The organism is Roseateles sp. DAIF2, assembly GCF_015624425.1.
Classification (GTDB): domain Bacteria; phylum Pseudomonadota; class Gammaproteobacteria; order Burkholderiales; family Burkholderiaceae_C; genus Kinneretia.
In genome coordinates this window covers 3,150,955-3,173,183 of record NZ_CP049919.1, presented here as the reverse complement: position 1 = coordinate 3,173,183, position 22,229 = coordinate 3,150,955, and the positions used below count along the sequence as shown (strand labels likewise).

Genomic DNA, 22,229 nt, shown 5'->3' with positions numbered 1-22,229 from the left:
ACCGTTTTCTGACTGCAAGGCCTTGCGTTGAATCAAGGACATGGGGACGGCGCGGTGCGCCAATGGCCGGCAATTGGGTCGATCCGAGGTATCTGGCATGCACCACAGTCCATCCCCAAGCAGCGCGGCGGCGACGCCCTTGCCCTTGGTCTATTCCTGCTCCGGTTGCTCCAGCGCGGCTCAGATGGCCAACCACCTGGCGCTGCGCCTGGATCGCGAAGGTCTGGCCGAGATGTCCTGCATCGCCGGTGTCGGCGGCAATGTGCGCAGCCTGGTGCGGCGAGCCCATGAGGCCGCTAAGAGTGGCCGGGGCATCATCGCGATCGACGGTTGTGTTCTGGCCTGTGTCAAGGGCTGTCTGGCAGAACGCGGCATCATGCCGACCCGCCATGTGCTGCTGGCCGAATCAGGTGTGGCCAAGCGCTACCGAACCGACTTCGATGCCGCGCAGGCCGACCATGTCTATGCCGATCTGGCAACTCAGGTGAAGCGCCTGCGGTAATCGCTGGGGCCGACGCCGACACGGCGCAGGAAGGCTCGGCGCAGGCCGTCGGCATTCGCATAGCCGACCGCGTCGGCCAGGCGCTTGAGTGGCAGGTCCTGCTCTTCCAGCAGGCGGCGCGCGGCGTCGATGCGCGCCATCTCGACGAACTCGGCCGGGGTCGAGCCGGCTTCCGCACGGAACACCCTCGCGAAATTCCGCTCGCTCATGCCGGCTCGGCGCGCCAGTGCCGGCACCGACAGGTCATCGCGCAGGTGGGCGAGGATATGGGCCTGCAGCAGGCTGACGGCCGAGCGCTCGGTGCTGCTTTGTGCCGCCAGGTGGGCGCTGAACTGCGACTGCCCGCCCGGTCGCTTCAGAAACATCACCAGCTCGCGCGCGACGCGCAGTGCCAGCTCGCGGCCATGGTCCTCCTCGACCAGGGCCAGCGCCAGGTCCATGCAGGCGGTGACGCCGGCCGAGGTGTAGGTCTTGCCATCCTTCACATAGATGCTGTCGGGCTCGACCCGGGCCTGGGGGTATTGGCGGGCCAGGCGCTCGGCCTCGTTCCAATGCGTGGTGACGCGCTTGCCGTCCAGCAGTCCGGCCGCGCCCAGGACGAAGGCGCCGCTGCAGACGGCGGCGAGGCGCCGCACCGAGCCAGCCTGGCGTGCCAGCCAGGCTCGTAGCACGGGGTCGACGTCGAAGTCGTGGATCTGCGGGCTGCCGGCGATCAGCAGGGTATCGAGCTTGCCGCGCTGCGTCGCCACCGTGCTGTCCACCGCCAGACGCAGCCCGCTGCTGCCTTTGAGCAGGCCCGGCGAGGTGCCGATGATCTGGATCCGGTAGGCGCGCGGGTTGCCGAGCTGGCGCGCGGCCTCGGCGAACACGTCGGCCGGGCCGACCACGTCCAGCAACTGGGCGCGGGGAAGGGCGAGGATGGCGATCTGCATGACTGGCACTCGTTGCTGGAGGATTGGCAGGAAGTGACGCATCGCGGGGGCTGGTATCGGTCGAGTTTGGCTGAATATTACGTAAACGGCAAATAAAGCCATTCATCAACCCATCTGCAGGAGCTTCCGCCATGCTTGCCACCACGATTCCCAACGAAAGTCCCCAGGTCGCCACGCCGCCGCGGGCCAGCGTGCGGCACCTGCCCGTTAATCTGTTCGGCGCCGTAATGAGCCTGGCGGGTCTGGCCATGGCCTGGCGCCTGGCCGGCCGCAGCCTGGGCGCGCCGGCCGTGATCGGCGAGGCGATCATCGTGCTGGCGCTGGGCGTCTTCCTGCTGCTGGGCGGCGCCTACCTGAGCAAGCTGCTGCGCCACCGCGACGCGGTGAAGGCCGAGTTCGCACATCCCATCCTCGGCAACTTCTTCGGCACGATCGCGATCTCGCTGCTGTTGCTCTCGTCCCTGGTGCAGCCCTATGGCGCGACTGCGGCGCAGGCCATGTGGGGCCTGGGCAGTGCCGCAACCCTGCTGCTGGCCTATGTTGCGGCGGTGCGGCTGCTGCGCGGCGGCAGGGCGCCCCAGGATGCGGTGCCGGCGCTGCTGATCCCGGGCGTGGCCGCGCTGGACATTCCCGTCACCGGCGCCCAGATGACTATGGCCTGGGCGGCCGAACTGAACCTGGCGGCGCTGGCGATCGGCGGCGTGCAGGCCCTGCTGCTGCTGAGCCTGGTCTTCGCCCGCCTGGTGCAGCAGCCGGCGTTGGCCGCCGGCCTGAAGCCCTCACTGATGATCCTGGTCGCCCCCTTCGCGGTGGGTTTCCTGGCTTACACCAATGTAGTTGGCGAAGTCGATCGGCTGGCCGCGCTGCTGTTCTATTTCGGCGTCTTCACCTTCCTGCTGGTGGCGCCCCAGGTGTTCCGCCGCGACGTGCCTTTCGTGCCGGGCTGGTGGGCGATCGGTTTTCCGATGGCCGCGCTCGCCAATGCGGCGCTGAAATACGCCGAGGCCCATGCCGCGCTGCCCCTGACGCTGCTGGCCGGCCTGCTGTTGGCGGTGCTGAGCCTGGCGATCGCGGTCCTGGTGCTGCGCACGCTGCGTTCGCTGTTCGACGGCAGCCTGCTGAAGGCCTGAGCGGGCGGACCGGAGGGGCTCAGCCCGGTCGTCCATCCAGCCGCGCCCGGCTCAGCACCGGCCAGTAGCCGACCGCATAGAGCCCGAAGCCGGCAGACCAGAGCAGGGCAGAGCCCAGCACCGCCGGCATCAGCAGGGCTGGAGCGGCGAGCGGCAGCAGCACGCGCAGCGACGCGGCGGCCAGCACCAGCAGGTAGCAGGTGACGTCCAGCCGGCTGGCACGCAACGGCCGGCCGGTGTGGCCGCGGGCGGTGCGCGTCATCATGCCGATGATCAGGCCGCCGACCGCGCCGAGGGTCAGGGCATGGGTCGCCAGCGAGGCGGGCACCAGATCCAGCGCGGCCAGGCCGCGCAGGGCCAGGTGCAGCGGCAGCCAGGCATAGGCGATGTGCAGCACCCACAGCAGCGGCACGCGCCAGGTCCGCTGCGGCTGCCAGAGCAGCCAGCGCAGCAGGTGCAGGGTCGCGGCCAGTGCGCACAGCAGGGCCAGCGGCAGGCCGGCGAGGCCACCCAGGTCGGCCGCCAGCAAGGTCAGCAGCGCACCCAGCGACAGCTGTTCGAGTCGCGGCCGGCGCGTCGCGTTGGCGCCCGGTGCGCCATTGTTGGTGAACATCGGGATCACGCGGCCGCCCATCACCGCCAGGATAAAGAGCACCAGGTCCAGCGCCGGCTGCACACCGAACCAGGGCGGCAGCGCCAGCAGGCCCAGCCAGCCCAGATGCAGCAAGGCCTGCGCCGACGCCAGCCCCAGCAGCAGCGCGACGAAGAAGTAGTTGCGCCGGTTGCGCGCCTTGTAGAAGGGGATGGCCAGGCCCAGCGCGGCGGCCAGCGGGAAGGCCACGTTGACGAGGGCGGCCGCGAGGCCCCAGGGCGTCAGCACCAGCAGCCGCCCGGCCAGCCAGAGCGCGGCCAGCATCATCAGCGGCACGCCGGTGGGCGTGGGTTGGTTGGTCCAGTTGCGGCCCGCGGTGAACAGGAAGCCGACCACCACGGCCAAGGTGAAGCCGAACAGCATCTCGTGCGCATGCCACAGCGGCCCGGCTAGATAGGGGCGATGGCCCAGCAGGCCGGCGAACTGCAGCGCCCACAGCGCGACCGACAGCGCCGCGAAGCCGCTGGCCAGCAGGTAGAAGGGTCGGAATCCCAGCTGCCACAACGCAAAGCGCGGCGGGCCGGCCGGGCGCCGCAGGGGCTCCTCGAGACGGATGAAGGCGGACATCAACGATTCTCCTTGCGGGCGCGCCACAGCAGGGCGGCCGCGATCAGGGTCAGTGCGAACAGGGCCAGCGCGGCGGCGTTCAAGGCGGCGCCCAGCGCGCGCAGTTCAGGCTCGGCCGGGCCGGCGCCCAGGCGCAGCAGCAGCGAGGCGTGCAGCAGGGCCAGCGGTGCGTAGAACCAGGGGCCGTAGAGCAGCTTGATGCCGGCGACGGCCGGCAGGATCACCGGCGCATGGCCCATCACCATGCTGAACACGAAGCCCAGGCCCAGCCCGTGCAGCGCGGCGTCACGTGCCGGCCATCCCAGCGTGGTGGCCACCCAGGCCAGGCCGGCCACCGCCAGCCAGCCGTAGCCGCCGAGCAGGCAGACCGCCATGTAGCGGCTCAGGCCTTCGGCATGCACGGTGCGGCGCGCGATGTCGTGGCGCAGCAGCCAGGCGGCCAGCAGCGTGAGTGCCGCGCCGTACAGCACCGGGGACAGGGCGGCGCCGCCCAGCAGCAGGGCCAGCACCGCATACAGCGACCACTCGGCCGCGGGGCGGCGGCGCATCAGCCGGGTCATCTCCAGCCGTTCGGCGGCGATCGTCAGCACCAGCAGCGCGAACCACCAGGGCAGGGGGTCGAAGCCGGCCAGGCGCAGTGCGAAGGCGAGGTTGCCCAGCAGCCAGCACAGCGCGCCGGCCATCAGCAGCAGGGTGTGCGGCAGCAGCTGCCGGCGCAGCACCAGGGCGTTGACGCCGACGAACAGCCCGGCCGCTGCCACCCCCAGCCAGGCGCCGAGCGCGGCCCGACCGGCCAGCAGCGCCAGCCCGCCGGCGCCCGCCAGCAAAGGCGCGGCGAAGGTCCAGCCCTGCTTCAGCGCCACCGCCCGCTCCAGCGCGATCACGCTGCCCAGGAACGCGCTGATCATCAGCGCGCCATGCTGCGCGGCCGCGCTGCCGACCCAGGGGCTCCCGGCATCGGCGACCTGCAGGCCCAGCCGTGCCAACCCGCCGATGCTGCCGGCCAGCAGGGCCAGCAGGATCAGGGGCGGCAGCAGCGGGAAGAACCGCGGGCGGCGTGGCCGGTGCATGGCGCTGCGCATTGTTTGCTTCCTACCAGCCCATGAAGCGGCGCGCCCGCTCGCTCATGCGCTCGGGGCTCCAGGGCGGCTCCCAGACCAGCTGCGTGTCGAGCGCGATGCCTTGCGGCAGCACGCGGTCCAGTTCGGCCTCGACCTCGTCCAGGATCACGTCGGCCACCGGGCAGGCCGGCGAGGTCATCGTCAGGCGAATGCGGGCCTGCTGGTCGGCGATCGTGACGCCGTAGACCAGGCCGACGTCGACGATGCTCATTGCGACCTCGGGATCGACCACGCGCCGCAGCGCCGCGAGCACGGGTTCGCGCAGCGCCTCGGGGCCGTCGTAGGGGAAGGGGGGCTCAGGATGGGTGCTCATGCACGCCTCTCGAAGAACAGCAGCTTGGCTACCGCCTGGCGGTTTCGCACCAGGTCGGCCAGGGTGTAGCGGTCCAGCACCGCGTAGAAGGCCGCCACCGCTTCGGCCAGCACGCCGCGCAGCTGGCAGGCCGGCGTGATCGCGCATTGCCCGCCTTCCTCGCCGAAGCATTCGGCCGGCCGGGCCTCGCCCTCGGTCTCGCGCACCACGGCGCCGACGCCGATCTGCTCGGGCTCGAGTGCCAGCTCCATGCCGCCGCCCTTGCCACGTACATTGCTGAGCCAGCCGCTCTTGCCGAGGAAATGCACGACCTTGGTCAGGTGGTGCTCCGAGATCTCGAAGGCCGCCGCGATCTCGCCGATGGTGGCGCGGCTGCCGGGGCGCGCCGCCAGGTAGATCAGCACGCGCAGGCTGTAGTCGGTGAAGCTGGTGAGTTTCATGGTTCGAGCCTATCAGCCCCCTTGCGCCGCGCCGCGGCCCAGCACCGGCTTGGCGGGCCGCCCGGGCAGCAGCTTCAGCGCATAGACGGCCAGCAGTACCGCGCCGGCGGCGAACAGCAGGTCGCCCGGCACACGTAGCCAGACCAGGGCCTCCATCACGCCTGAATGCACGATCTCGGGCGAACGGGCATACCAGAGGCCGCGGCTGACGCTGGCCCAGGCCTGGTAGATGCCGGCCGGCAGCAGGGACAGGAAGACCATCATCGCCAGCCCGAGGTTCATGCCCCAGAAGGCCGGAGCCAGCAGGCGGTCGGCATGGCGCTCGTACAGGCCGCGCAGGCAGAACAGCATCAGGCCGATGCCCAGCATGCCGTAGACGCCGAACAGCGCCGCATGGCCATGGGCCGGCGTCATGTTGAGGCCCTGCACGTAGTACAGCGAGGCGGGCGGGTTGATCGCGAAGCCCAGCAGGCCGGCGCCGACGGTGTTCCAGAAGCCCACCGCGACGAAGCAGAGGATGGGCCAGCGGTAGGCCGCCAGCCAGGGCCGGCTGTGCGAGCGGCGCCAGGTCTGGATCGCCTCCAGCCCGATCAGGGTCAGGGGCACGACCTCCAGCGCCGAGAACACCGCGCCGACCGCGATCACCGAGGTGGGCGTGCCGGTGAAGTAGAGGTGGTGCAGGGTGCCCAGGATGCCGCCGAACAGGAACACGATGGTCTCGGCCACGATCGCCCGATTGGCGCTGCTGGCGCGCACCAGGCCCAGGCGGGTGAAGATCAAGGCGACCACCGCGGTGGCGAAGACCTCGAAGAAGCCCTCCACCCACAGGTGCACCAGCCACCAGCGCCAGTACTCGATCATCGAGTAGTGGGTGTGCTGGCCCCAGGTCAGCGAGCTGGCGTAGAAGCCGCCGATGCAGCTGGCCGAGAGGAACACCATCGCGATCAGGCCGCGCGTCTCCGAGGGCTTCTTCAGCGCGGGCCACAGCGCGCGGCCCAGCAGCAGCACCCAGAACAGCAGGCCGGCGAACAGCAGCAGCTGCCAGACACGGCCCATGCTGGTGAACTCCAGGCCCTGGTTGCCGAGCCAGAAGCTGAAGTCCATGCCGCGGCGCTGCAGGGTGCCGAGCCATCCGGTCACGGTGGAGCCGAGCACGACGAAGACCAGGGCCCAGAACAGCAGGTCCACGCCCAGCTTCTGCCACTTCGGCTCGCGGCCCGACAGCAGCGGCGCGATGTATAGGCCGGTAGCCAGCCAGGCGGTGGCGATCCAGAAGATGCCGACCTGGGTGTGCACGGTGCGGCTCACCACATAGGGCAGCAGCTCCGCCAGCGGCAGGCCGAAGAAGGCCTGTCCCTCGACCGCGTAATGCGCGGTGATCACGCCCATCGCGATCTGCAGCAGCATCAGCGCGATCACGACGAAGAAGTACTTGCGCGTGGCCTTCATCGAGGGCGTCGCGACGACACCCTTGAGCGGATCCTCGTTCGGCGGCAGCGCTTCGGGCTCGTGCCGGGCGCTGCCGTGCAGCCACAGCATCGCGGCGATGCCGGCCAGCAGCAGCACGATGCTGACCATGCTCCAGATCGCGGCGGAGCCGGTCAGGGTGTTGCCGACCAGCGGCTCATGCGGCCAGTTGCTGGTGTAGGACAGATCGGTTTCGCCGGGGCGGTCGGTCGTTGCGGCCCAGGCGCTCCAGAAGAAGAACGCGGCCAGGGCGCGGCGGTCCTCGGCGCTCGGCAGGGCATCGTCATGCATCGCGTACTGCTCGCGCAGCGCGGCGAGCTCGCCCGCGTTGCCGAACAGCGCCTCGTAATGGGCGGCCACCGCGCGGATCGCCTCGGCGCGCTCGACCGAGACGGTGACGCGGCCGTCCATCTCGTCATGGGTGTTGCGCCGCATCTCCTGGCGTAGCGCGGCCAGCACGGCGCCGCGATCGGCCTCGTCCAGCGGCGCTCCGCCCTGGTACTGGCGCGAGCGGATGCCCCGCAGCGCCTCGGCCTCGCGGTGCAGCCAGTCGGCCGACCAGTCGGGCGCCACATAGCTGCCGTGGCCCCAGACGCTGCCGAGCTGCTGGCCGCCGCTGGCCAGCCAGGCGCGCTGGCCCTGCTGGATCTGCTCGCCGCTGAACAGGACCCGGCCGTCGCTGGCGACGACCTGGGTCGGGATCGGCGGGGCGGCCAGGTGGATCTGCCAGCCCAGATAGCCGAGGGCACCGAATGACAACACGAAGACCAGCGCCAGCCAGCGCCAGAGTCTGCCTTGGGTGTTCATGATGGATTCCTGCACAAAGGGGTCGGGTGAGGGCGGTGTTCAGTGCTGGCCGCCGCCGCAGGAACCGCAGCAGCCGCCGGCGGCGCGCTTGGTGATCGCGACCGCCCAGATCTCGGGGCCGTTCTCCAGGTACTGCCAGTCGAAGCCGCCGGGCTGCTCGGCCTGCAGTTGGTAGTACAGCGGGCGCGGGTCATGGTCGTTGACCAGCTGCAGCGCCTGGCCCGGCAGCAGGCCGGCAAAGGTGGCGAAGATCAGCGCGTGGCGCTCGCGCGGCGCGATCATGCGGACATCGATGACGGTGCCGTTCTGGGTCTGGGACATGGCTGAGGACTCCGGGCTTGTTTTAAGGTGCATTTATTGTGCAGCTTAAAGAAAAGCGGCGAACCGGCCGACCTTGATCCAGCGCAAGGGCGCGGAGAAAAGATCAGGCGGCGCCTCGGCTCGGCATCACCCACAAGGGCCCGATCGCATCCAGCGTGTTCTTCAGCACCAGGCCCAGCTCGGTATCGCCCTCCATCACCAGCGCGCGCTCGAAGAACAGACGGTCGGCGTCGTCGCGACCGCTGAGCAGCCGCCAGTAGTCGGGCGAGGCGGCGGCGATGCGCAGCGCGTCGGGCATGCCGCCAGGCGCTGGTCGGAAACCATGGTCCCCGAGCAGCAGCCGCAGCGACAGGCCGAGGTCTTCGACATCGACCCGCACCGCGCGCCGCGCCAGCTGCGCGCGTGCATCCGCCGGCAGACGCGGCAGCAGCAGGCGGTTCAGCAGCAGGGCCAGGGCCAGCGCGGGCGGCTGCATCGGCAGGCGTCGCACCAGCGGGCGCAGGCGCTGCGCCAGTTCGGCGGGATGGCGGGGCAGGTGGCTCAGCATGAGGGACGGCTCCATGCCAGGCCGGCCTGGGCCCGCGCGAAGCCGTCGACCAGACCCCCTGGCAGCGCCGACTCCCGCAGCTTACCCAATGCGGCGGCGGGGTCGCCGGCCGTGTTGAAGACTGCCTCGAAATGCGCGATCACCTCCTCAAAGCCGGTGGACGACGGCGACAGGCGCAGCCGCGTCACGCCGGCGCCGCGCAACGCTTCCTCCTCGCCCAGCAGGCACTGCTGTGCGGCCGACTGGGTCTGGATGCCGTTCAGCACCAGGAAGGGCGTGCCATCGCTGGTGTTCAGCAGCAGGCCGTCGCGGTCGTCGCGGCAGCGGAACTCGCACTGATCCTTGGCCAGGCGGTGGTGGCGCGCGGTGAAGCAGCGCGCCGAGAACGCCAGCGGCAGCCGGCCGTAGGCAAACACCTCGGTTGGCAGCAGCGGCTCGGATGCACCGTCGGCGAGCCCGTTGACATGGCGTATGGCCGGCAGCGGCAGCTCGACCGGCGGCACCCAGCGCCGGGCGCCCAGGCGCAGGTACTCGCGCAGTGCATCGCGGCTGTAGACATTGATGTGCGGCCCGAGCACGAAGGGCCGGCCGGCCTTGCTCAGCAGCTGTAGCGCGGAGGCATCGCCGGCCTCGATCAGGAACTCGGCCTGCTCGGCCGCGCGGCGCAGCAGCCGCAGGTCGGACTCCGAGGCGATCAGCGCCTGCGTGGCCAGCACCACCTCCTTGCCGGTGGCGGCCAAGTCGCGTGCCAGCGCCAGCCAATCGGCGAATTTCAGCTCATGGCGGCGCTCGCAAACCACCTCGCCCAGCACGACGCTGTCGGCCGCGGAGTCGGCCAGCATCGCGTAGAAGTTCAGCAGGGTGTCGCGTGGCCAGTAGTACAGCACCGGGCCGATGCTCAGTGCGATGCGGTCCTTGTTCTGCATCGGTATCTCCTTCCAGGGTTTCAGCGCCAGGGACGGTCGTAGGCGCCCAGCGTATGCTGCTGGCCTTCCGCCAGATGGGCCAGGGTGGCGGTCCAGGCCGGTTCGACGCGGTAGCGCTCCGGAGCGGCAGCAGCAGCGTCGATGGCCTGGCGCCAGACGCGCGTGACCTGCTCGACATAGGCGGGGCTGCGCTGGCGGCCCTCGATCTTGATCGCCCGCACCCCCAGTCGTGTCAGCTCGGGCAGGATGGCCAGGGTGTTCAGGCTGGTCGGCTCCTCGATCGCATAGTCGCGCCGGCCGCCCACCTCGAAGCGGCCCTTGCAAAGGGTCGGATAGCCGCGCGGCTCGTCGGGGGCATAACGGTCGATCAGGATGCCGGACAGGCGTGCGTCGACCTCGCCGGCGGCTCCCTCCTGCCAGCGCACCGCCGAGGGCGGGGAGCAGACGCCGGCGTTGTTGGGCGACTGGCCGGTGACATAGGATGACAGTGCGCAGCGGCCCTCGACCATCACGCACAGGCTGCCGAAGCCGAACACCTCGATCTCGACCTCGCTGTGGCGCAGCACATGGCCCACCTGCGACAGGGTCAGCACGCGCGGCAGCACCGCGCGCTGGATGCCGTAGTGGCGGCGGTAGAAGGCGATCGCCTCGTAACTGCTGGCCGAGGCCTGCACCGACAGATGCAGGCGCAGCTGCGGATGGGTGCGCGCCGCATAGGCCAGCACCGCGATGTCGCCGACGATCAGCGCATCGGCGCCCAGCTCCACCGCGGCGTCGACCGCGCGGTACCAGGGCTCGCAGTCGTCGGCGCGAGCAAAGGTGTTCAGCGCCATCAGTACCTGGCGGCCGCGCCGGTGCGCGTAGGCGACGCCCTCACGCAGCTGGGCCGTATCGAAATTCAGGCCGGCGAAGTTGCGCGCATTGGTGGCATTGCGCAGGCCCAGGTAGACCGCATCGGCGCCGGCGTCGATCGCCAGGGTCAGGGCGCGCAGCGAGCCGGCCGGGCAGACCAGCTCGGGTTTGATCGGGATTGTGTTCATGTCGGAGTCGGGAGCGAGCAGGAGGTCAGGGGCGGCCGGCCGCTGCCGGCGCGGGGCAGGCCCCACCAGCGGCCATGGCGCAGCAGGAAGGCCAGGGCGATGCCGGCCCAGCCGATTGCGGCCGACAGCAACAGAGTCGGTGCCAGTGCCGCGCCGATCCGCGCCAGCGCGACCAGCTGCAGGACCCAGAACAGGCCCCAGGTCGCATCGTCGGCCGCCACGCTGCGCCCGGCCTGGGTGCTGCTGACGCGGCTGGCCATCGCCAGCAGGCTGGTGCCGAGGAAGCCCAGGGCATAGGCATGCAGCGGTGCGCGGCCCAGCGGCAACCAGGCCGAGGCCGCGGACAGCAGCAGGGCCAGGCCGAGCCAGCACCAGCCGGTCCACAGCATCGCGATCAGGCGCAGGCCCAGGGTCTGGACCCGAGCCCAGCGCCAGGCCAGCAGCAGCACGCCGGTACCCGCCGCGGCCTCCAGCAGGGCCAGCGCCAGCGCCAGCGGCGGCCAGGTCCACAGCGCGGTGCTCGCTTCGACGGCGCACAGGCCCAGCCAGGCCCACAGGCCCCACAGCGGCTGCCGCTCGCTCCAGCCGGGGCAGGCGGCGGCGAACACCGGCAGCATGCGGTGCAGGGCGGCCGCGAAGCTGGCGCCGATGAAGCCCCACAGCGCGACCAGGTTCAGCGCGCGCAGCAGCGCGAACTCGCCGACCAGCAGGGCCGCGCTGCTCGCCCACAGGCATAGCGCGCCGACGCTGCCGGCGCCCAGCAGCGCGCGGGCATGGGTGCGGTCCGCGGCCTCGCTGGCGCGCAGCAGCGCGGCGAAGCGCCACAGCATCCCGCTCCAGCCCCAGGCCACCGCGGCCAGTCCGATCGCACCCAGCGCCCGGCCCAGGCTCGGCGAGCCGCCATGCGCCGCGAGCAGCAAGGCGGCCCAGCCGCAGAGCTGGGCCAGCAGCGGCTCCAGCAGCGAGCGGGCCGGCGGCGTGGGAAGGTCCAGCCAGCGCGGTACGGCGGTGAACATGAAGCCGGCGAAGAACAACGGCATTGGCCCCAGAGTCATCAGCAGGCCGTGCACCATGGCCGGCGGCAGCTGCCAGTGCAGTGGCCAGCCCTGCTGTGCGGCCAGCAGGGCCAGGCACCACCACAGGCCGGACCCCGCCAGCAGCAGGGCCGCGGCGGCGAAGCACAGGCGCTGCGGCGTCTCCAGCAGGCGTGCCCAGCGCCAGGGCTGCGGCCGGGTGGTCCGCCCGCTCATGACATCAGCTGCCCGGCGTTCAGGCGCCGCAGCGCCTGGGCGTCACGGACATTGATCAAGTTGCGGTTCATCTCGATCACATGCATCTCGCGCAGCTGGCGCAGGGTGCGGGAAAAGGTCTCGGGCGAGGTGCCGAGCTGGGCCGCGATCGCGCGCTTCTGCTGGCGCAGCACGATGGCCGAGGTGGGCGCCTGCGAGCGCAGCTCCTCGATCAGCCAGCCGGCGCAGCGCGCCAGCACGCTCTTGGCGAGCAGGTCATGCGCGTCGCCGGCGACGCGGCGCGCGCGCTGGGTGACGCTGGCCAGCAGCGCGCGAGCGAGCTGCGGATGCACATGCAGCACCGCCTCGACGCCGGCGAGCGGGAATTCGTAGGCGCAGATCTCGGTCTCGGCCAGCGCGGTCTGCAGGTAGCGGCCGCCGATCCAGGCGCTTTCGTTGTCGATCCAGTCACCCGCATGCACGCTGCGGGACGGGCGCCACAGGCCCTGCGCGTCGTGGTGGCCGATGCTGACCACGCCGCGGCTCAAGAGCCACAGCGCCGATGCGCCATCCCCGTCGTTCAGCAGCAGGGCGCGCGCCGGCCGCAGCCGGACGACGCCCAGGCTGGCCAGCAGCCGCAGCGCTTCGGCGCCCGGCTGGGCCGGTGCGAAGGCCTGCTCCAGCAGCAGCGGCAGCTCCTCGGCCTCGCGCATCGAGGCCTCGATCAAGGCTTGGGAAACGGTGGACATGATGGCGGTCTCCTGTGGTCGTGTAGGGCCTGTGGTGGGGGCACTCAGGTGAGCAGGCGCCGGGCCATGCCCGGCGTCATCCATGGCGGCGAACCGTCGGTGGCGACCAGCAGGGCGTCGAGCTGCGGTGCGAGCAGCGCCTGGCCGCGCTCCCGGCCCAGCACCATCAGCGCGGTGCCCAGGCCGTTGACCGCCTCAAGCTCACGCGCCACCAGGACCAGGCCGTGCAGGCCGCTGCTGGGCCGGCCGCTGCGGGGATCCAGGATGTGGTGGTAATGCCGGCCGGCGCGCCAGAATCCGCGCTCGTAGTCGCCGGAGGCGGCCACCCAGGCGTCGCCTTCGATTTCAAGGCGGCCGAGCAGGCGTTGCGGCGCGCCCGGGTCGCGCAGGCCGACCCGCCACGGCCGGCCGAGCAGGCGGCCACTGCTGCGCACATCGCCGCCGCCGTTGAGCATGGCGTTTTCGATGCCATGGGCGCGCAGCACCGCGAGGCCGGCTTCCAAGATCGGCAGCTTGGCGATGCCGCCCAGGTCCAGCCTCATGCCGGGCCGTCGCAGCCGGGCGAGGCCGGTGGCCGGGTCCAGCAGCAGGTCGCGGTAGTTCACCAGGCGACGCGCTGCTTTCAGGTCTGCGTCCGCGGGCACACATGGCCGCGCCGGATCGAAACTCCAGCCTTCGTAGGCGCCGACCGTGATGTCGAAGGCGCCACGGCTGCGCTGCGACAGGCGTTGCGCCATGCCCAGCACGGACAGCAGCTCCGCAGGCAGTGCGACCGCATCCCGGCCCGCCGCGCGTTGCAGCGCATCGAGCGGATTGGCGCGGCGGTAGCGGCTCATCATCTGTTCCAGCCGCGCCATCTCTTCAAAGGCAGCTTCGGCCGCCGCCGCGGCACCGTCGCCTTGCGCGACCAGATCCACCCGCGTGCCCATCAAGGGGCGTGCGGCGCGCAGCACGGCTGGCGAGCTCCAGGCGGTGCGCGGCAGCAGGGCAACGGCCAGCGCTGGCAGCGCGGCCTTCAGCAGGCGGCGGCGGGGCAGGGCGGGGAGGCTGGATCCGAAGCTCATGGCAGCGGCTCAGCGCGACTGCGCCACCATGAAGTCGACGGCGGCCTTGACCTCGTCGTCCGACAGACCGCTGCCGCCACCGCGCGCCGGCATCATGCCCTTGTCACCGGTGAAACCCTCCAGCGCGTGCTTGTGCAGGGTCTCGATGCCCTGCGCGATGCGCGGGCCCCAGTCGCCCTTGTCGCCGGGCTTGGGCGCGCCGGCCACGCCGGCCGCATGGCACATCGCGCAGGTCTTGCCGTAGACCGTCTTGCCGAGTGCGTTCTCCGGCGCGGGCACGGCGGCAGCGGCCGGCACAGGCTCGGCTGCGTGCGTCGGTGGATTGGCGGCCTGGTCCTCGGCACGGCCGCAGGCGGCAAGCAGGGCGGCGGCGGCCAGGGGCAGCAAGGCGGTCTTGAGGAGGAAGGAAGCAGAGGGTCGGGTCATCGCAATAGCTCCATCGGGGAACGCTGTTTTCTTGAAGGTGCATTTGAAATGAAGATTCGCCAGCACCTCTGATCCAGGTCAACGGCAGGCTTGAGACGCGCCGCGAGGATTGATCCCGTCGACAGCGATCCCTTCCCCTTCCCAAGGACCGACATGAACAAGAAGACTTCCCACCCGGCCGACGAGGCTGCCCCGCCCGCGGCGCCGGCGCGCCGGCGCTTCATCAACACCGCGGCGCTGGCCAGCCTGGCCGGCGTCGTTGCCTGCACGGACAAGGGCGGCGCGACCGCTGCGGCCGGCAGCACCGGCGCGGCCAGTGCCGCCGCCGGCCATGGTGCGGCGGCCGGCGTGCACCTGAAGCCGGGCGAGCTGGATACCTACTACGGCCTGTGGAGCGGCGGCCATACCGGCGACATGCGCGTGCTGGGCCTGCCCTCGGGCCGCGAGATCCATCGCATTCCCTGCTTCGTGCCCGACGCCTTGGTGGGCTGGGGCGTGACCAACGAGTCCAAGCAGGTGATGGGCACCAAGCCCGATGGCACGCTGAAGTACACGGTGGCCGACACCCATCACACCCATGCCTCCTACAAGGACGGCAACTACGACGGCCGCTACGCCTGGATCAACGACAAGATCAACGCCCGCGTCGCGCGCATCCGGCTGGACTACTTCGTCTGCGACAAGATCACCGAGCTGCCCAATGTGCAGGGCTTCCACGGCATCTTCCCGGACAAGCGCGATCCGGTGGATGCCAGCATCAACTACACGACCCGCGTGTTCTGCGGCGGCGAGTTCTCGATCCCGCTGCCCAACACCGGCAGTGAGGACGCGAGCAAGTACCGCACCCTGTTCTCCTGCGTCGATGCCGAGAGCATGGAGCTGCGCTGGCAGGTGCTGATCGACGGCAACTGCGACCTGGTCGCGACCTCCTACGACGGCAAGCTGGCCGCGACCAACCAGTACAACGTCGAGATGGGCGCGCGCTACGAGGACATGATGTCCTCCGAGCGGGACGCCTGCCTGTTCTTCAATGTCGCGCGCATCGAGGCCGCGGTGAAGGCCGGCAAGTTCAAGACCATCGGCGACTCCAAGGTGCCGGTGGTGGACGGCACGCATGCCGCCAACAAGGATCCGAAGACCGCACTGACCGCCTATGTTTCGGTGCCGAAGAACCCGCATGGCGTCAATGCGAGCCCGGACCAGAAGTACTTCATCTGCGCCGGCAAGCTCTCGCCGACCGGCACCGTGATCGAGCTGGCCAAGGTGCTGGACTGGTTCGACGGCAAGCTGGAGAAGCTCGACGACGCGATCGTCGCCGAGGTCGAGCTGGGCCTGGGGCCGCTGCACACCGCCTTCGACGGCCGCGGCAATGCCTACACCACCCTGTTCCTGGACAGCCAGGTGGTGAAGTGGAACGTCGACAAGGCGATCGCCTTCTACAAGGGCGACAAGACCGCCAAGTACGTGGTCGACCGCATGGACCTGCAGTACCAGCCGGGCCACCTGAACGCCTCCCAGTCCGAGACCGTCGCGGCCGATGGCAAGTACCTGGCGGTGGGCTGCAAGTTCTCGAAGGACCGCTTCCTGCCGGTCGGGCCGTTGCACCCGGAGAACGAGCAGTTCATCGACATCTCGGGCGACAAGATGGTGCTGCTGGCGGACCACCCGGTGCGTGGAGAGCCGCACGACTTCATCATCTTCAAGCGCGAGCTGCTGCGCCCCAAGCAGGTCTACTCGCTGGACGACTTCCCGCATGCGGTGAAGGATGCGAAGGAGTCGGGCCTGGTGCGCAACGGCAGGAAGGTCACGATCAAGATGACCTCGCAGGCACCCGCCTTCAGCCTGCGCGAGTTCAAGCTGAAGAAGGGCGACGAGGTCACGCTGATCCTGACCAACCTGGACAAGATCGAGGACCTGACCCACGGCTTCGCGATCCCCAAGTACAACGTCAACTTCATCGTCAACCCGCTGGAGACGGCCTCGGTCACCTTCGTGGCCGACAAGCCGGGGGTGTTCTGGTGCTACTGCACCCACTTCTGCCATGCCCTGCATCTGGAGATGCGTACCCGCATGATCGTCGAGGCCTGACGTAGAGCACCCCCTACCGGCTTCGCCGGCCCCCTCAAGGGGGCAGCGCCGGCCGCCCGGCAGAGCCGGATCGGCGCCGCTCACTCGGGCATGCGGGCCGGGCGAGGCGCGGTGGCACAACTGAGATGGGCTGCTGCCCGCGCGCCTCGAGCGCGTGCGGGCGGTGCGCCCGACAAGAAGAAGATGCTGATCCTCAGAAATTTGCGCGCGGCCCTGCTGGCCGCGTTTTTTCTCCTGCAGATGCCGCTCATTGCGCAGGCCGCTCCGGTCGGTGGCGCGGGGGCCTATGAGGCGGAGCTGCCGGCCGAGCTCGGCAGTACGGCCGACATGTGCACGCTGCTGCCTTGCACCGAGGTGTTCCCCGGGGCCGCGGGTTTCTCGTCGCGCAAGGGCTCGCCGCCCTATGTCGAGGTCTACGGTCCGCCGGGCTCCGACGGGAAACCCACGCTGCTGGGCTATGTGATGCTGTCCACCGACATCACCGACACGCCCGCCTACTCGGGCAAGCCGGTCGTGACCCTGATCGGCATGGACCGCCAGGGACGCTATGTCGGCATCAAGGTGCTGAAGCATTCCGAACCGATCCTGCTGCTGGGCATTCCGGAGTCGGCGCTGCTGAAGTTCAATGCGCAGTACCTTGGCAAGTCGGTGGCCGACAAGATCGAGGTCGGCAGCTCGCGCTCCGATGAGGGCGTGCTGGGCGTGGACGCGATCTCCGGCGCCACCGTCACCGTGATCGCGCAGAACCAGGTGCTGAGCGCCTCCACCGCGGCGGTGGCGCGCCAGGTCGGCATCCTCGCGCCGACGCTGCGCGAGCCGGCGCGCTTCGCGCCGGCGAATCCGCGCGCCACGTGGGACGAGCTGGCCGGGCAGGGCAGCGTCAGGCGCCTGCGCGTGATGCCCGAGCAGCTGGGCCTACCGCGCGGCAGCGAGCCCTTCATCGAGCTATGGTTTGGCGACCTGAACCATCCCGACCTGGGGCGCAGCCTGCTCGGCGACGCTGGCTGGAACAATCTGCGCGCGCGCTTGGGGGCGCAGGACAAGGCCTTCTTCGTGATCCGCAGCGCCGGCGCCGAGTCCTTCAAGGGATCGGGCTTCGTGCGCGGCGGCATCTACGACCGGGTGCAGGTCAAGCAGGGTAACGACTCCTTCACCTTCCGCGACCTGGACTCGCTGAACCTCTATGGTTTGGCCGCGCCCGGGGCGCCGGCCTACGACGAGTCGGCGATCTTCGTGATCCGCTCGCCGGCGTTCTCGGCCGCCTACCCTTGGAAGCTCTCGCTGCTGGGCAACCGGGTGGACCGCGCCACCGGCGCGCGCAGCTTCACCAGCTTCGATTCCGCCTACTGGCTGAACGCCGCGCTGCTGGATGGGGGGCGGCCGAAGATCGAGGAGGCCGACGCGCCCTGGCTGCGCGTCTGGAAGACCCGTGCCACCGAGATCGCGCTGTTCGCTGCGCTGCTCATGGCCGTCACCGTGGTCTATGCCTTGCGCGAGAGCCTGACACGCCGCGCCACCCACAAGAACAAGTGGCCGGTCAACGCCTTCAAGTACAGCGCCTGGGCCTTGTCGATCGGGTTTGTGGGCTTCGGCGCCATGGCCCAGCCCTCGATGACCCAGGTCCTGACCTGGTTCCATGCGCTGCTGTTCCAGTGGACCTGGTCGCTGTTCCTGTCCGACCCCTTCATCTTCCTGTTCTGGATCTTCATCATCCTCACGGTGTTCCTGTTCGGGCGCGGGTTGTTCTGCGGCTGGCTGTGTCCCTTCGGCTCGCTGTCGGAGGCGCTGTACAAGGTCGGCGGGTGGCTGGGCCTCAAGCGCTGGCAGTTCCAGCTGCCGCAGCGCTGGCACGACCGCCTGAAATGGCTGAAGTACGCGATCTTCTTCGGCCTGCTGGCCACTTCGATGTTCTCGATGGTGCTGGCCGAGCAGCTGGCCGAGGTGGAACCCTTCAAGACCACCTTCCTGGTCGGCGTGCTGAACCGGCCCTGGCCCTATGGACTGTTCGTGGTGCTGCTGCTGGGCCTGTCGCTTTTCGTCGAGCGTCCCTACTGCAAGTACATCTGCCCCCTCGGAGCCAGCCTGGCCATGCCCAGCACCTTCCGCTGGTTCGGACTCCGGCGCAAGCAGGACTGCAACTCTTGCCGTGCCTGCGCAGTCGGCTGCGGCGCCCAGGCCATCGATGCGGATGGCCGCATCGACCATCGCGAATGCCTGCATTGCCTGGACTGCATGGTGCTCTACACCGATACCAAGGGCTGTCCACCGCTGGCCCGCGAGCGCAAGCGGCGCGAGCGCGACGGTCTGGAGCTGACGCCGATCGGCAAGGACGGCTATTTCATTCCCATCCATCCTGCGACCGTGGCGGACCAGATCGCCGCGAAGGCGGCGCAGGGGCCGGACCCGCGCATGCCGACCGAGCCCGCACGCCCGCCGCACAAGACCGATGCCCGCGGCTGGACCTGGCTGATGCTGGAGCTGCGCGACCATCTCTGGCCCTTGAGCGTGGACGGGTGGAAATCGCAGCGAGCGCTGCAGATCGCCGGCCTGTCGCTGGCCCTGGCGGCCACACTGGCCTGGCTGCTGGCCGGCCTGGGCCAACTGTCGGCGATCGCGCTGATCGCCTGGTGGTTCGGCTGGAGCGTCTACGAGGTGTTGATCCGCCTGTCGGGCCGGCGCTATGTGAAGGACGGCCCTTGGTGGCAGGCGCGCTACCGGCGCGCGGGTGTGATGGACATGCTGAGCTATGTCGGCTTCAAGAATCTGCTGATCGGCGCGACGCTGTTCCTCGGTCTGAAGGCCCTGGGCCTGCTCCAGCCATGAGCCGCGGCCTGAGTCTCCTGGTCGGCGCGCTGCTGCTTCTTGGCAATGCGGCGCTGGCCGCGACCTGGCGCGTGAAGCCCGGCGAATCGCTGGCGCATGCGGTCGCCGCGGCGAGCGCCGGCGACGTGCTGGAGATCGAGCGCGGCTTCTATGTCGGCAACCTGGTCGTCGACAAGCCGCTGACCCTGCGCGGCATCGACCGGCCCACGCTCGCGGGCGGCCTGCGCGGCGACACCCTGCGCATCACCGCAACCGACGTCACGGTGGAGGGGCTGATCGTGCGCGATTCGGGCGATAGCCTGAAGGAGCAGAACGCCGGCATCTACATCCAGCCCGGCGCGCACCGCGCCGTGGTGCTGCGCTGCGAGCTGAGCTACAACCTGTTCGGCCTGTGGATCGAGAAGGCCAACGATGTTCGCATCGAGGGCAACACGATCACCGGCAAGCGCGACTACCAGTCATCGCAGCGCGGCAACGGCGTGCAGCTCTACAACACCCGCGGCGCGCGGATCCTGTCGAACAACATCAGCTTCGTGCGCGACGCGCTCTATGTCGACGTGTCGCACCACGCGGTGTTCCGCGGCAACCGTCTGCACCACAGCCGCTACGGCACCCACTACATGAACTCCTACTACAACCTGTGGGAGGACAACGACAGCTACTACAACCGCGGCGGCCTGGCGCTGATGGAGGTGCGCGACCAGGTGGTGCGCAACAACCGCACCTGGGCCAACTCCGACCACGGCATCATGCTGCGCACCCTGCAGGACTCGACGGTCGAGGGCAATGTCGTCGCCGGCAACCGGCGCGGCTTCTTCATCTACGACGTCGAGTACGCGACCCTGCGCGGCAATCTGGTGGTCGACAACGAGGTCGGCGTGCACCTGTCGGCCGGCTCGACCCGCAATGTGGTGCAGGGCAACGACTTCATCGCGAACCGCGAGCAGGTTCGCTATGTCGGCGCCCGGGATGAGCCCTGGGGCGAACGCGCAGGGCAGGGCGGTGGCAACCACTGGAGCAACTATCTGGGCTGGGACCGGGACGGCGACGGCATCGGCGACCTGGCCTACGAGGCCAACGACATGGTGGACCGCCTGAGCTGGCGCCACCCGGGCCTGCGCCTGCTGATGGCCAGCCCCGCGGTGCAGGCCCTGCGCCTGGTCGGCCGCCAGTTCCCGGTGCTGCGCGTGCCCAGCGTGGTCGACGCAAGGCCGCGCATGCATCCCCACCATCCCCAATGGAGTGCCTGGCTCGGCCGGCAGTATCCGCATGAATAGCACAAGACCGAAGGAAGAAGAGCCGGCGATCGCATTGCGCGCCGTCAGCAAGAGCTACGGCCCGCTGCAGGTCGTGGATCGGGTGGACCTGGACGTGGCCCGCGGCGAGCTGTTCGCCCTGATCGGCCACAACGGCGCCGGCAAGAGCACCCTGTTCAAGATGATGCTGGGCCTGGTGCCGGCCAGCCACGGCGAGATCCGGGTGGCTGGCTGTTCGGTGCGCGCGCGCGCCTTCCGCGCGGCACGCCGCCGCGTCGGTTACCTGCCCGAGAACCTGGTGCTCTACGACAACCTCAGCGGGCTGGAGACCCTGCGCTTCTTCGCGCGGCTGAAGGGGGCGCCGGAGCGCTGCTGCCAGCCCCTGCTGGAACGGGTGGGACTGGCACGCTCGCTCGGGCGACCTGTGCGGGAGTATTCCAAGGGCATGCGTCAGCGCCTGGGTTTTGCGCAGGCCCTGCTGGGCGATCCCGAGGTGTTGTTCCTGGATGAGCCCAGCAACGGTCTGGATCCGGCCGCGATCCGCGACTTCTACGCGATCCTGCAGGAACTGCGCCAGCGCGGGGCGACCGTGCTGATCACCTCGCACATCCTGGCCGAGCTGCAGCAGCGTGTGGATCGGCTCGCGATCCTGAACAGTGGCCGGGTGCAGGCCCAGGGCAGCGTCGACGAGCTGCGCCAGCGGCTGGACCTGCCGCTGACCCTGCGTCTGCGCCTGGCCGGAGACGAGGTGCGCGGCCAACTGGCGGCCATCGTCGCGACCTTGCCGGGGCTGAGCCAGGGCGACGCCGATGCATCCGGCGAGGCGTTGCTGCGCTGCCCGCGGCCGCTCAAGATGGCTGCGCTGACCGCCTTGCAGGGGCTGGGCGCCCGGCTGCTGGACCTTCAGATCATCGAGCCCTCGCTGGAGGATCTGTTCTTCGATCTGGGGAGGGCCGCATGAGCGTACTGTGGAGTGCGTGGCCGCTCGAACCGCGGCAGGTCCTGACTCTGGCAGCAAAGGAGTTTCGCGATCGCATGCGCAATCGCTGGGTGCTGGCCGTAGCCCTGGTCTTCACCGCCTTCTCGCTGGCGATCGCGTATTTCGGTGGCGCACAGCAGGGGCAGCTGGGACCGCGCTCGATCGAGTTCGTGATCGCGAGCCTGGTCAGTCTGGTGATCTATCTGGTGCCGCTGATCGCGCTGCTGCTGGGTTTCGACGCGGTGGTGGGCGAACGCGAGCGCGGCTCGCTGGAGCTGCTGCTGGCGCTGCCGCTGACGCGCCTGGAGCTGCTGCTGGGCAAGTACCTGGGCCTGGCCGCGGCCCTGACCCTGTCGACCCTGGCCGGTTTCGCGCTGCTGGGCCTGCTGCTGTGGCGCCAGTTCGGCGCCGCGGTGTTGGGGCCTTACCTGGGTTTCGTGGCCAGCTCGGCGCTGCTGGGGCTCGCCTTCCTGAGCCTGGCGCTGCTGCTGTCGGTGCTGTGCCGCGAGCGTACGCGCGCCTCGGGCCTGGCGATCGCGTTGTGGTTCCTGTTCGTGCTGGTGTTCGACCTGCTGCTGCTCGGCCTGCTGGTGGCCAGCGGCGGCGAGTGGGGCGGCCAGTTGCTGGCCTATGCGCTGCTGCTGAACCCGACCGACCTGTTCCGGATCATGAACCTGGTGTCGCTGGACCAGCTGAGCAGCCTTTACGGGCTGGCCAGCATCGTGCCGCCCGCGCTGGCCCGCGGCGGACTGCTGCTCGGCGCGATGTTGGCCTGGATTGCCGCGCCGCTGGGCCTGGCCTATTGGAGATTCCGTTGATGATGAGGATGGTAACAATGCCCCAAGACAAT

21 protein-coding genes are annotated in these 22,229 nt (G+C 69.9%); 7 read left to right on the top strand and 14 right to left on the bottom strand.

Features of this window, described 5'->3' with window-relative positions; all coding sequences use genetic code 11:
• Positions 1 to 97: 97 nt before the first annotated feature.
• Positions 98 to 502, top strand: coding sequence for a putative zinc-binding protein (locus G8A07_RS14545; RefSeq protein WP_195792761.1), 405 nt, complete (start codon positions 98 to 100; stop codon positions 500 to 502).
• Here G8A07_RS14545 and G8A07_RS14540 read toward each other — a convergent pair.
• Positions 481 to 1,434, bottom strand: coding sequence for a GlxA family transcriptional regulator (locus G8A07_RS14540; RefSeq protein WP_195792760.1), 954 nt, complete (start codon positions 1,432 to 1,434; stop codon positions 481 to 483). The two genes, G8A07_RS14545 and G8A07_RS14540, sit on opposite strands and share 22 nt — an antisense overlap.
• A gap of 131 nt (positions 1,435 to 1,565) precedes the next feature.
• Here G8A07_RS14540 and G8A07_RS14535 point away from each other — a divergent pair, with 131 nt between their 5' ends.
• The gene (locus tag G8A07_RS14535; protein ID WP_195792759.1) at positions 1,566 to 2,564 is read left to right on the top strand and encodes an SLAC1 anion channel family protein; all 999 of its coding nucleotides are present in this window, start codon (positions 1,566 to 1,568) and stop codon (positions 2,562 to 2,564) included.
• Positions 2,565 to 2,583: 19 nt separating this feature from the next.
• Here the strand turns inward: G8A07_RS14535 and G8A07_RS14530 are convergent, their stop codons facing one another.
• From G8A07_RS14530 to G8A07_RS14470, 13 genes are all read right to left on the bottom strand, one after another.
• Positions 2,584 to 3,783, bottom strand: coding sequence for an NnrS family protein (locus tag G8A07_RS14530; protein WP_195792758.1), 1,200 nt, complete (start codon positions 3,781 to 3,783; stop codon positions 2,584 to 2,586).
• Positions 3,783 to 4,865 (bottom strand): hypothetical protein, encoded by a 1,083-nt coding sequence (locus G8A07_RS14525; protein WP_249936996.1) that lies wholly within the window; start codon positions 4,863 to 4,865, stop codon positions 3,783 to 3,785. The genes G8A07_RS14530 and G8A07_RS14525 overlap by 1 nt, the downstream gene beginning before the upstream one ends.
• Positions 4,866 to 4,875: 10 nt before the next feature.
• On the bottom strand, positions 4,876 to 5,217 hold the full coding sequence (locus G8A07_RS14520) for a metal-sulfur cluster assembly factor (protein ID WP_195792757.1): 342 nt from the start codon (positions 5,215 to 5,217) through the stop codon (positions 4,876 to 4,878).
• A complete protein-coding gene (locus G8A07_RS14515) occupies positions 5,214 to 5,657 on the bottom strand; it encodes an Rrf2 family transcriptional regulator (RefSeq protein WP_195792756.1) in 444 nt (147 codons plus the stop codon). Before G8A07_RS14515 ends, G8A07_RS14520 begins: the two co-directional genes overlap by 4 nt.
• Before the next feature lie 12 nt (positions 5,658 to 5,669).
• On the bottom strand, positions 5,670 to 7,931 hold the full coding sequence (locus tag G8A07_RS14510) for a nitric-oxide reductase large subunit (protein WP_195792755.1): 2,262 nt from the start codon (positions 7,929 to 7,931) through the stop codon (positions 5,670 to 5,672).
• Between the two features lie 39 nt (positions 7,932 to 7,970).
• Positions 7,971 to 8,252, bottom strand: coding sequence for a DUF2249 domain-containing protein (locus G8A07_RS14505; protein WP_195792754.1), 282 nt, complete (start codon positions 8,250 to 8,252; stop codon positions 7,971 to 7,973).
• A gap of 103 nt (positions 8,253 to 8,355) precedes the next feature.
• A complete protein-coding gene (locus G8A07_RS14500) occupies positions 8,356 to 8,799 on the bottom strand; it encodes an SCP2 sterol-binding domain-containing protein (protein WP_195792753.1) in 444 nt (147 codons plus the stop codon).
• Positions 8,793 to 9,725: a U32 family peptidase gene (locus tag G8A07_RS14495; RefSeq protein ID WP_195792752.1), complete on the bottom strand. Its 933-nt coding sequence runs from the start codon at positions 9,723 to 9,725 to the stop codon at positions 8,793 to 8,795. Before G8A07_RS14495 ends, G8A07_RS14500 begins: the two co-directional genes overlap by 7 nt.
• Before the next feature lie 20 nt (positions 9,726 to 9,745).
• A complete protein-coding gene (locus tag G8A07_RS14490) occupies positions 9,746 to 10,765 on the bottom strand; it encodes a peptidase U32 family protein (RefSeq protein WP_195792751.1) in 1,020 nt (339 codons plus the stop codon).
• Positions 10,762 to 12,015: an NnrS family protein gene (locus G8A07_RS14485; protein ID WP_195792750.1), complete on the bottom strand. Its 1,254-nt coding sequence runs from the start codon at positions 12,013 to 12,015 to the stop codon at positions 10,762 to 10,764. The genes G8A07_RS14490 and G8A07_RS14485 overlap by 4 nt, the downstream gene beginning before the upstream one ends.
• The gene (locus tag G8A07_RS14480) at positions 12,012 to 12,743 is read right to left on the bottom strand and encodes a Crp/Fnr family transcriptional regulator (RefSeq protein ID WP_195792749.1); all 732 of its coding nucleotides are present in this window, start codon (positions 12,741 to 12,743) and stop codon (positions 12,012 to 12,014) included. The genes G8A07_RS14485 and G8A07_RS14480 overlap by 4 nt, the downstream gene beginning before the upstream one ends.
• A 44-nt stretch (positions 12,744 to 12,787) precedes the next feature.
• On the bottom strand, positions 12,788 to 13,807 hold the full coding sequence (locus G8A07_RS14475; protein ID WP_195792748.1) for an FAD:protein FMN transferase: 1,020 nt from the start codon (positions 13,805 to 13,807) through the stop codon (positions 12,788 to 12,790).
• 9 nt (positions 13,808 to 13,816) lie between these two features.
• Positions 13,817 to 14,233: a cytochrome c5 family protein gene (locus G8A07_RS14470; RefSeq protein ID WP_195792747.1), complete on the bottom strand. Its 417-nt coding sequence runs from the start codon at positions 14,231 to 14,233 to the stop codon at positions 13,817 to 13,819.
• Between the two features lie 153 nt (positions 14,234 to 14,386).
• On the opposite strand from G8A07_RS14470, the gene nosZ reads away from it, so the two are divergent.
• The 5 genes from nosZ to G8A07_RS14445 all read left to right on the top strand — a co-directional run bounded on the left by nosZ (position 14,387) and on the right by G8A07_RS14445 (position 22,197).
• Complete coding sequence (gene nosZ / locus G8A07_RS14465) at positions 14,387 to 16,321, top strand: TAT-dependent nitrous-oxide reductase (protein WP_195792746.1); 1,935 nt, start codon at positions 14,387 to 14,389, stop codon at positions 16,319 to 16,321.
• 183 nt (positions 16,322 to 16,504) lie between these two features.
• On the top strand, positions 16,505 to 19,144 hold the full coding sequence (locus G8A07_RS14460; protein WP_195792745.1) for a 4Fe-4S binding protein: 2,640 nt from the start codon (positions 16,505 to 16,507) through the stop codon (positions 19,142 to 19,144).
• A complete protein-coding gene (locus tag G8A07_RS14455) occupies positions 19,141 to 20,421 on the top strand; it encodes a nitrous oxide reductase family maturation protein NosD (protein ID WP_195792744.1) in 1,281 nt (426 codons plus the stop codon). Before G8A07_RS14460 ends, G8A07_RS14455 begins: the two co-directional genes overlap by 4 nt.
• Positions 20,414 to 21,361 carry an ABC transporter ATP-binding protein gene (locus G8A07_RS14450; protein WP_195792743.1) on the top strand — a complete coding sequence of 316 codons (948 nt, stop codon included), beginning with the start codon at positions 20,414 to 20,416 and terminating at the stop codon, positions 21,359 to 21,361. Before G8A07_RS14455 ends, G8A07_RS14450 begins: the two co-directional genes overlap by 8 nt.
• Entirely contained in the window at positions 21,358 to 22,197 is an 840-nt protein-coding gene (locus G8A07_RS14445) for an ABC transporter permease (RefSeq protein ID WP_195792742.1), read from the top strand. The genes G8A07_RS14450 and G8A07_RS14445 overlap by 4 nt, the downstream gene beginning before the upstream one ends.
• The last annotated feature ends 32 nt before the right edge of the window (positions 22,198 to 22,229 follow it).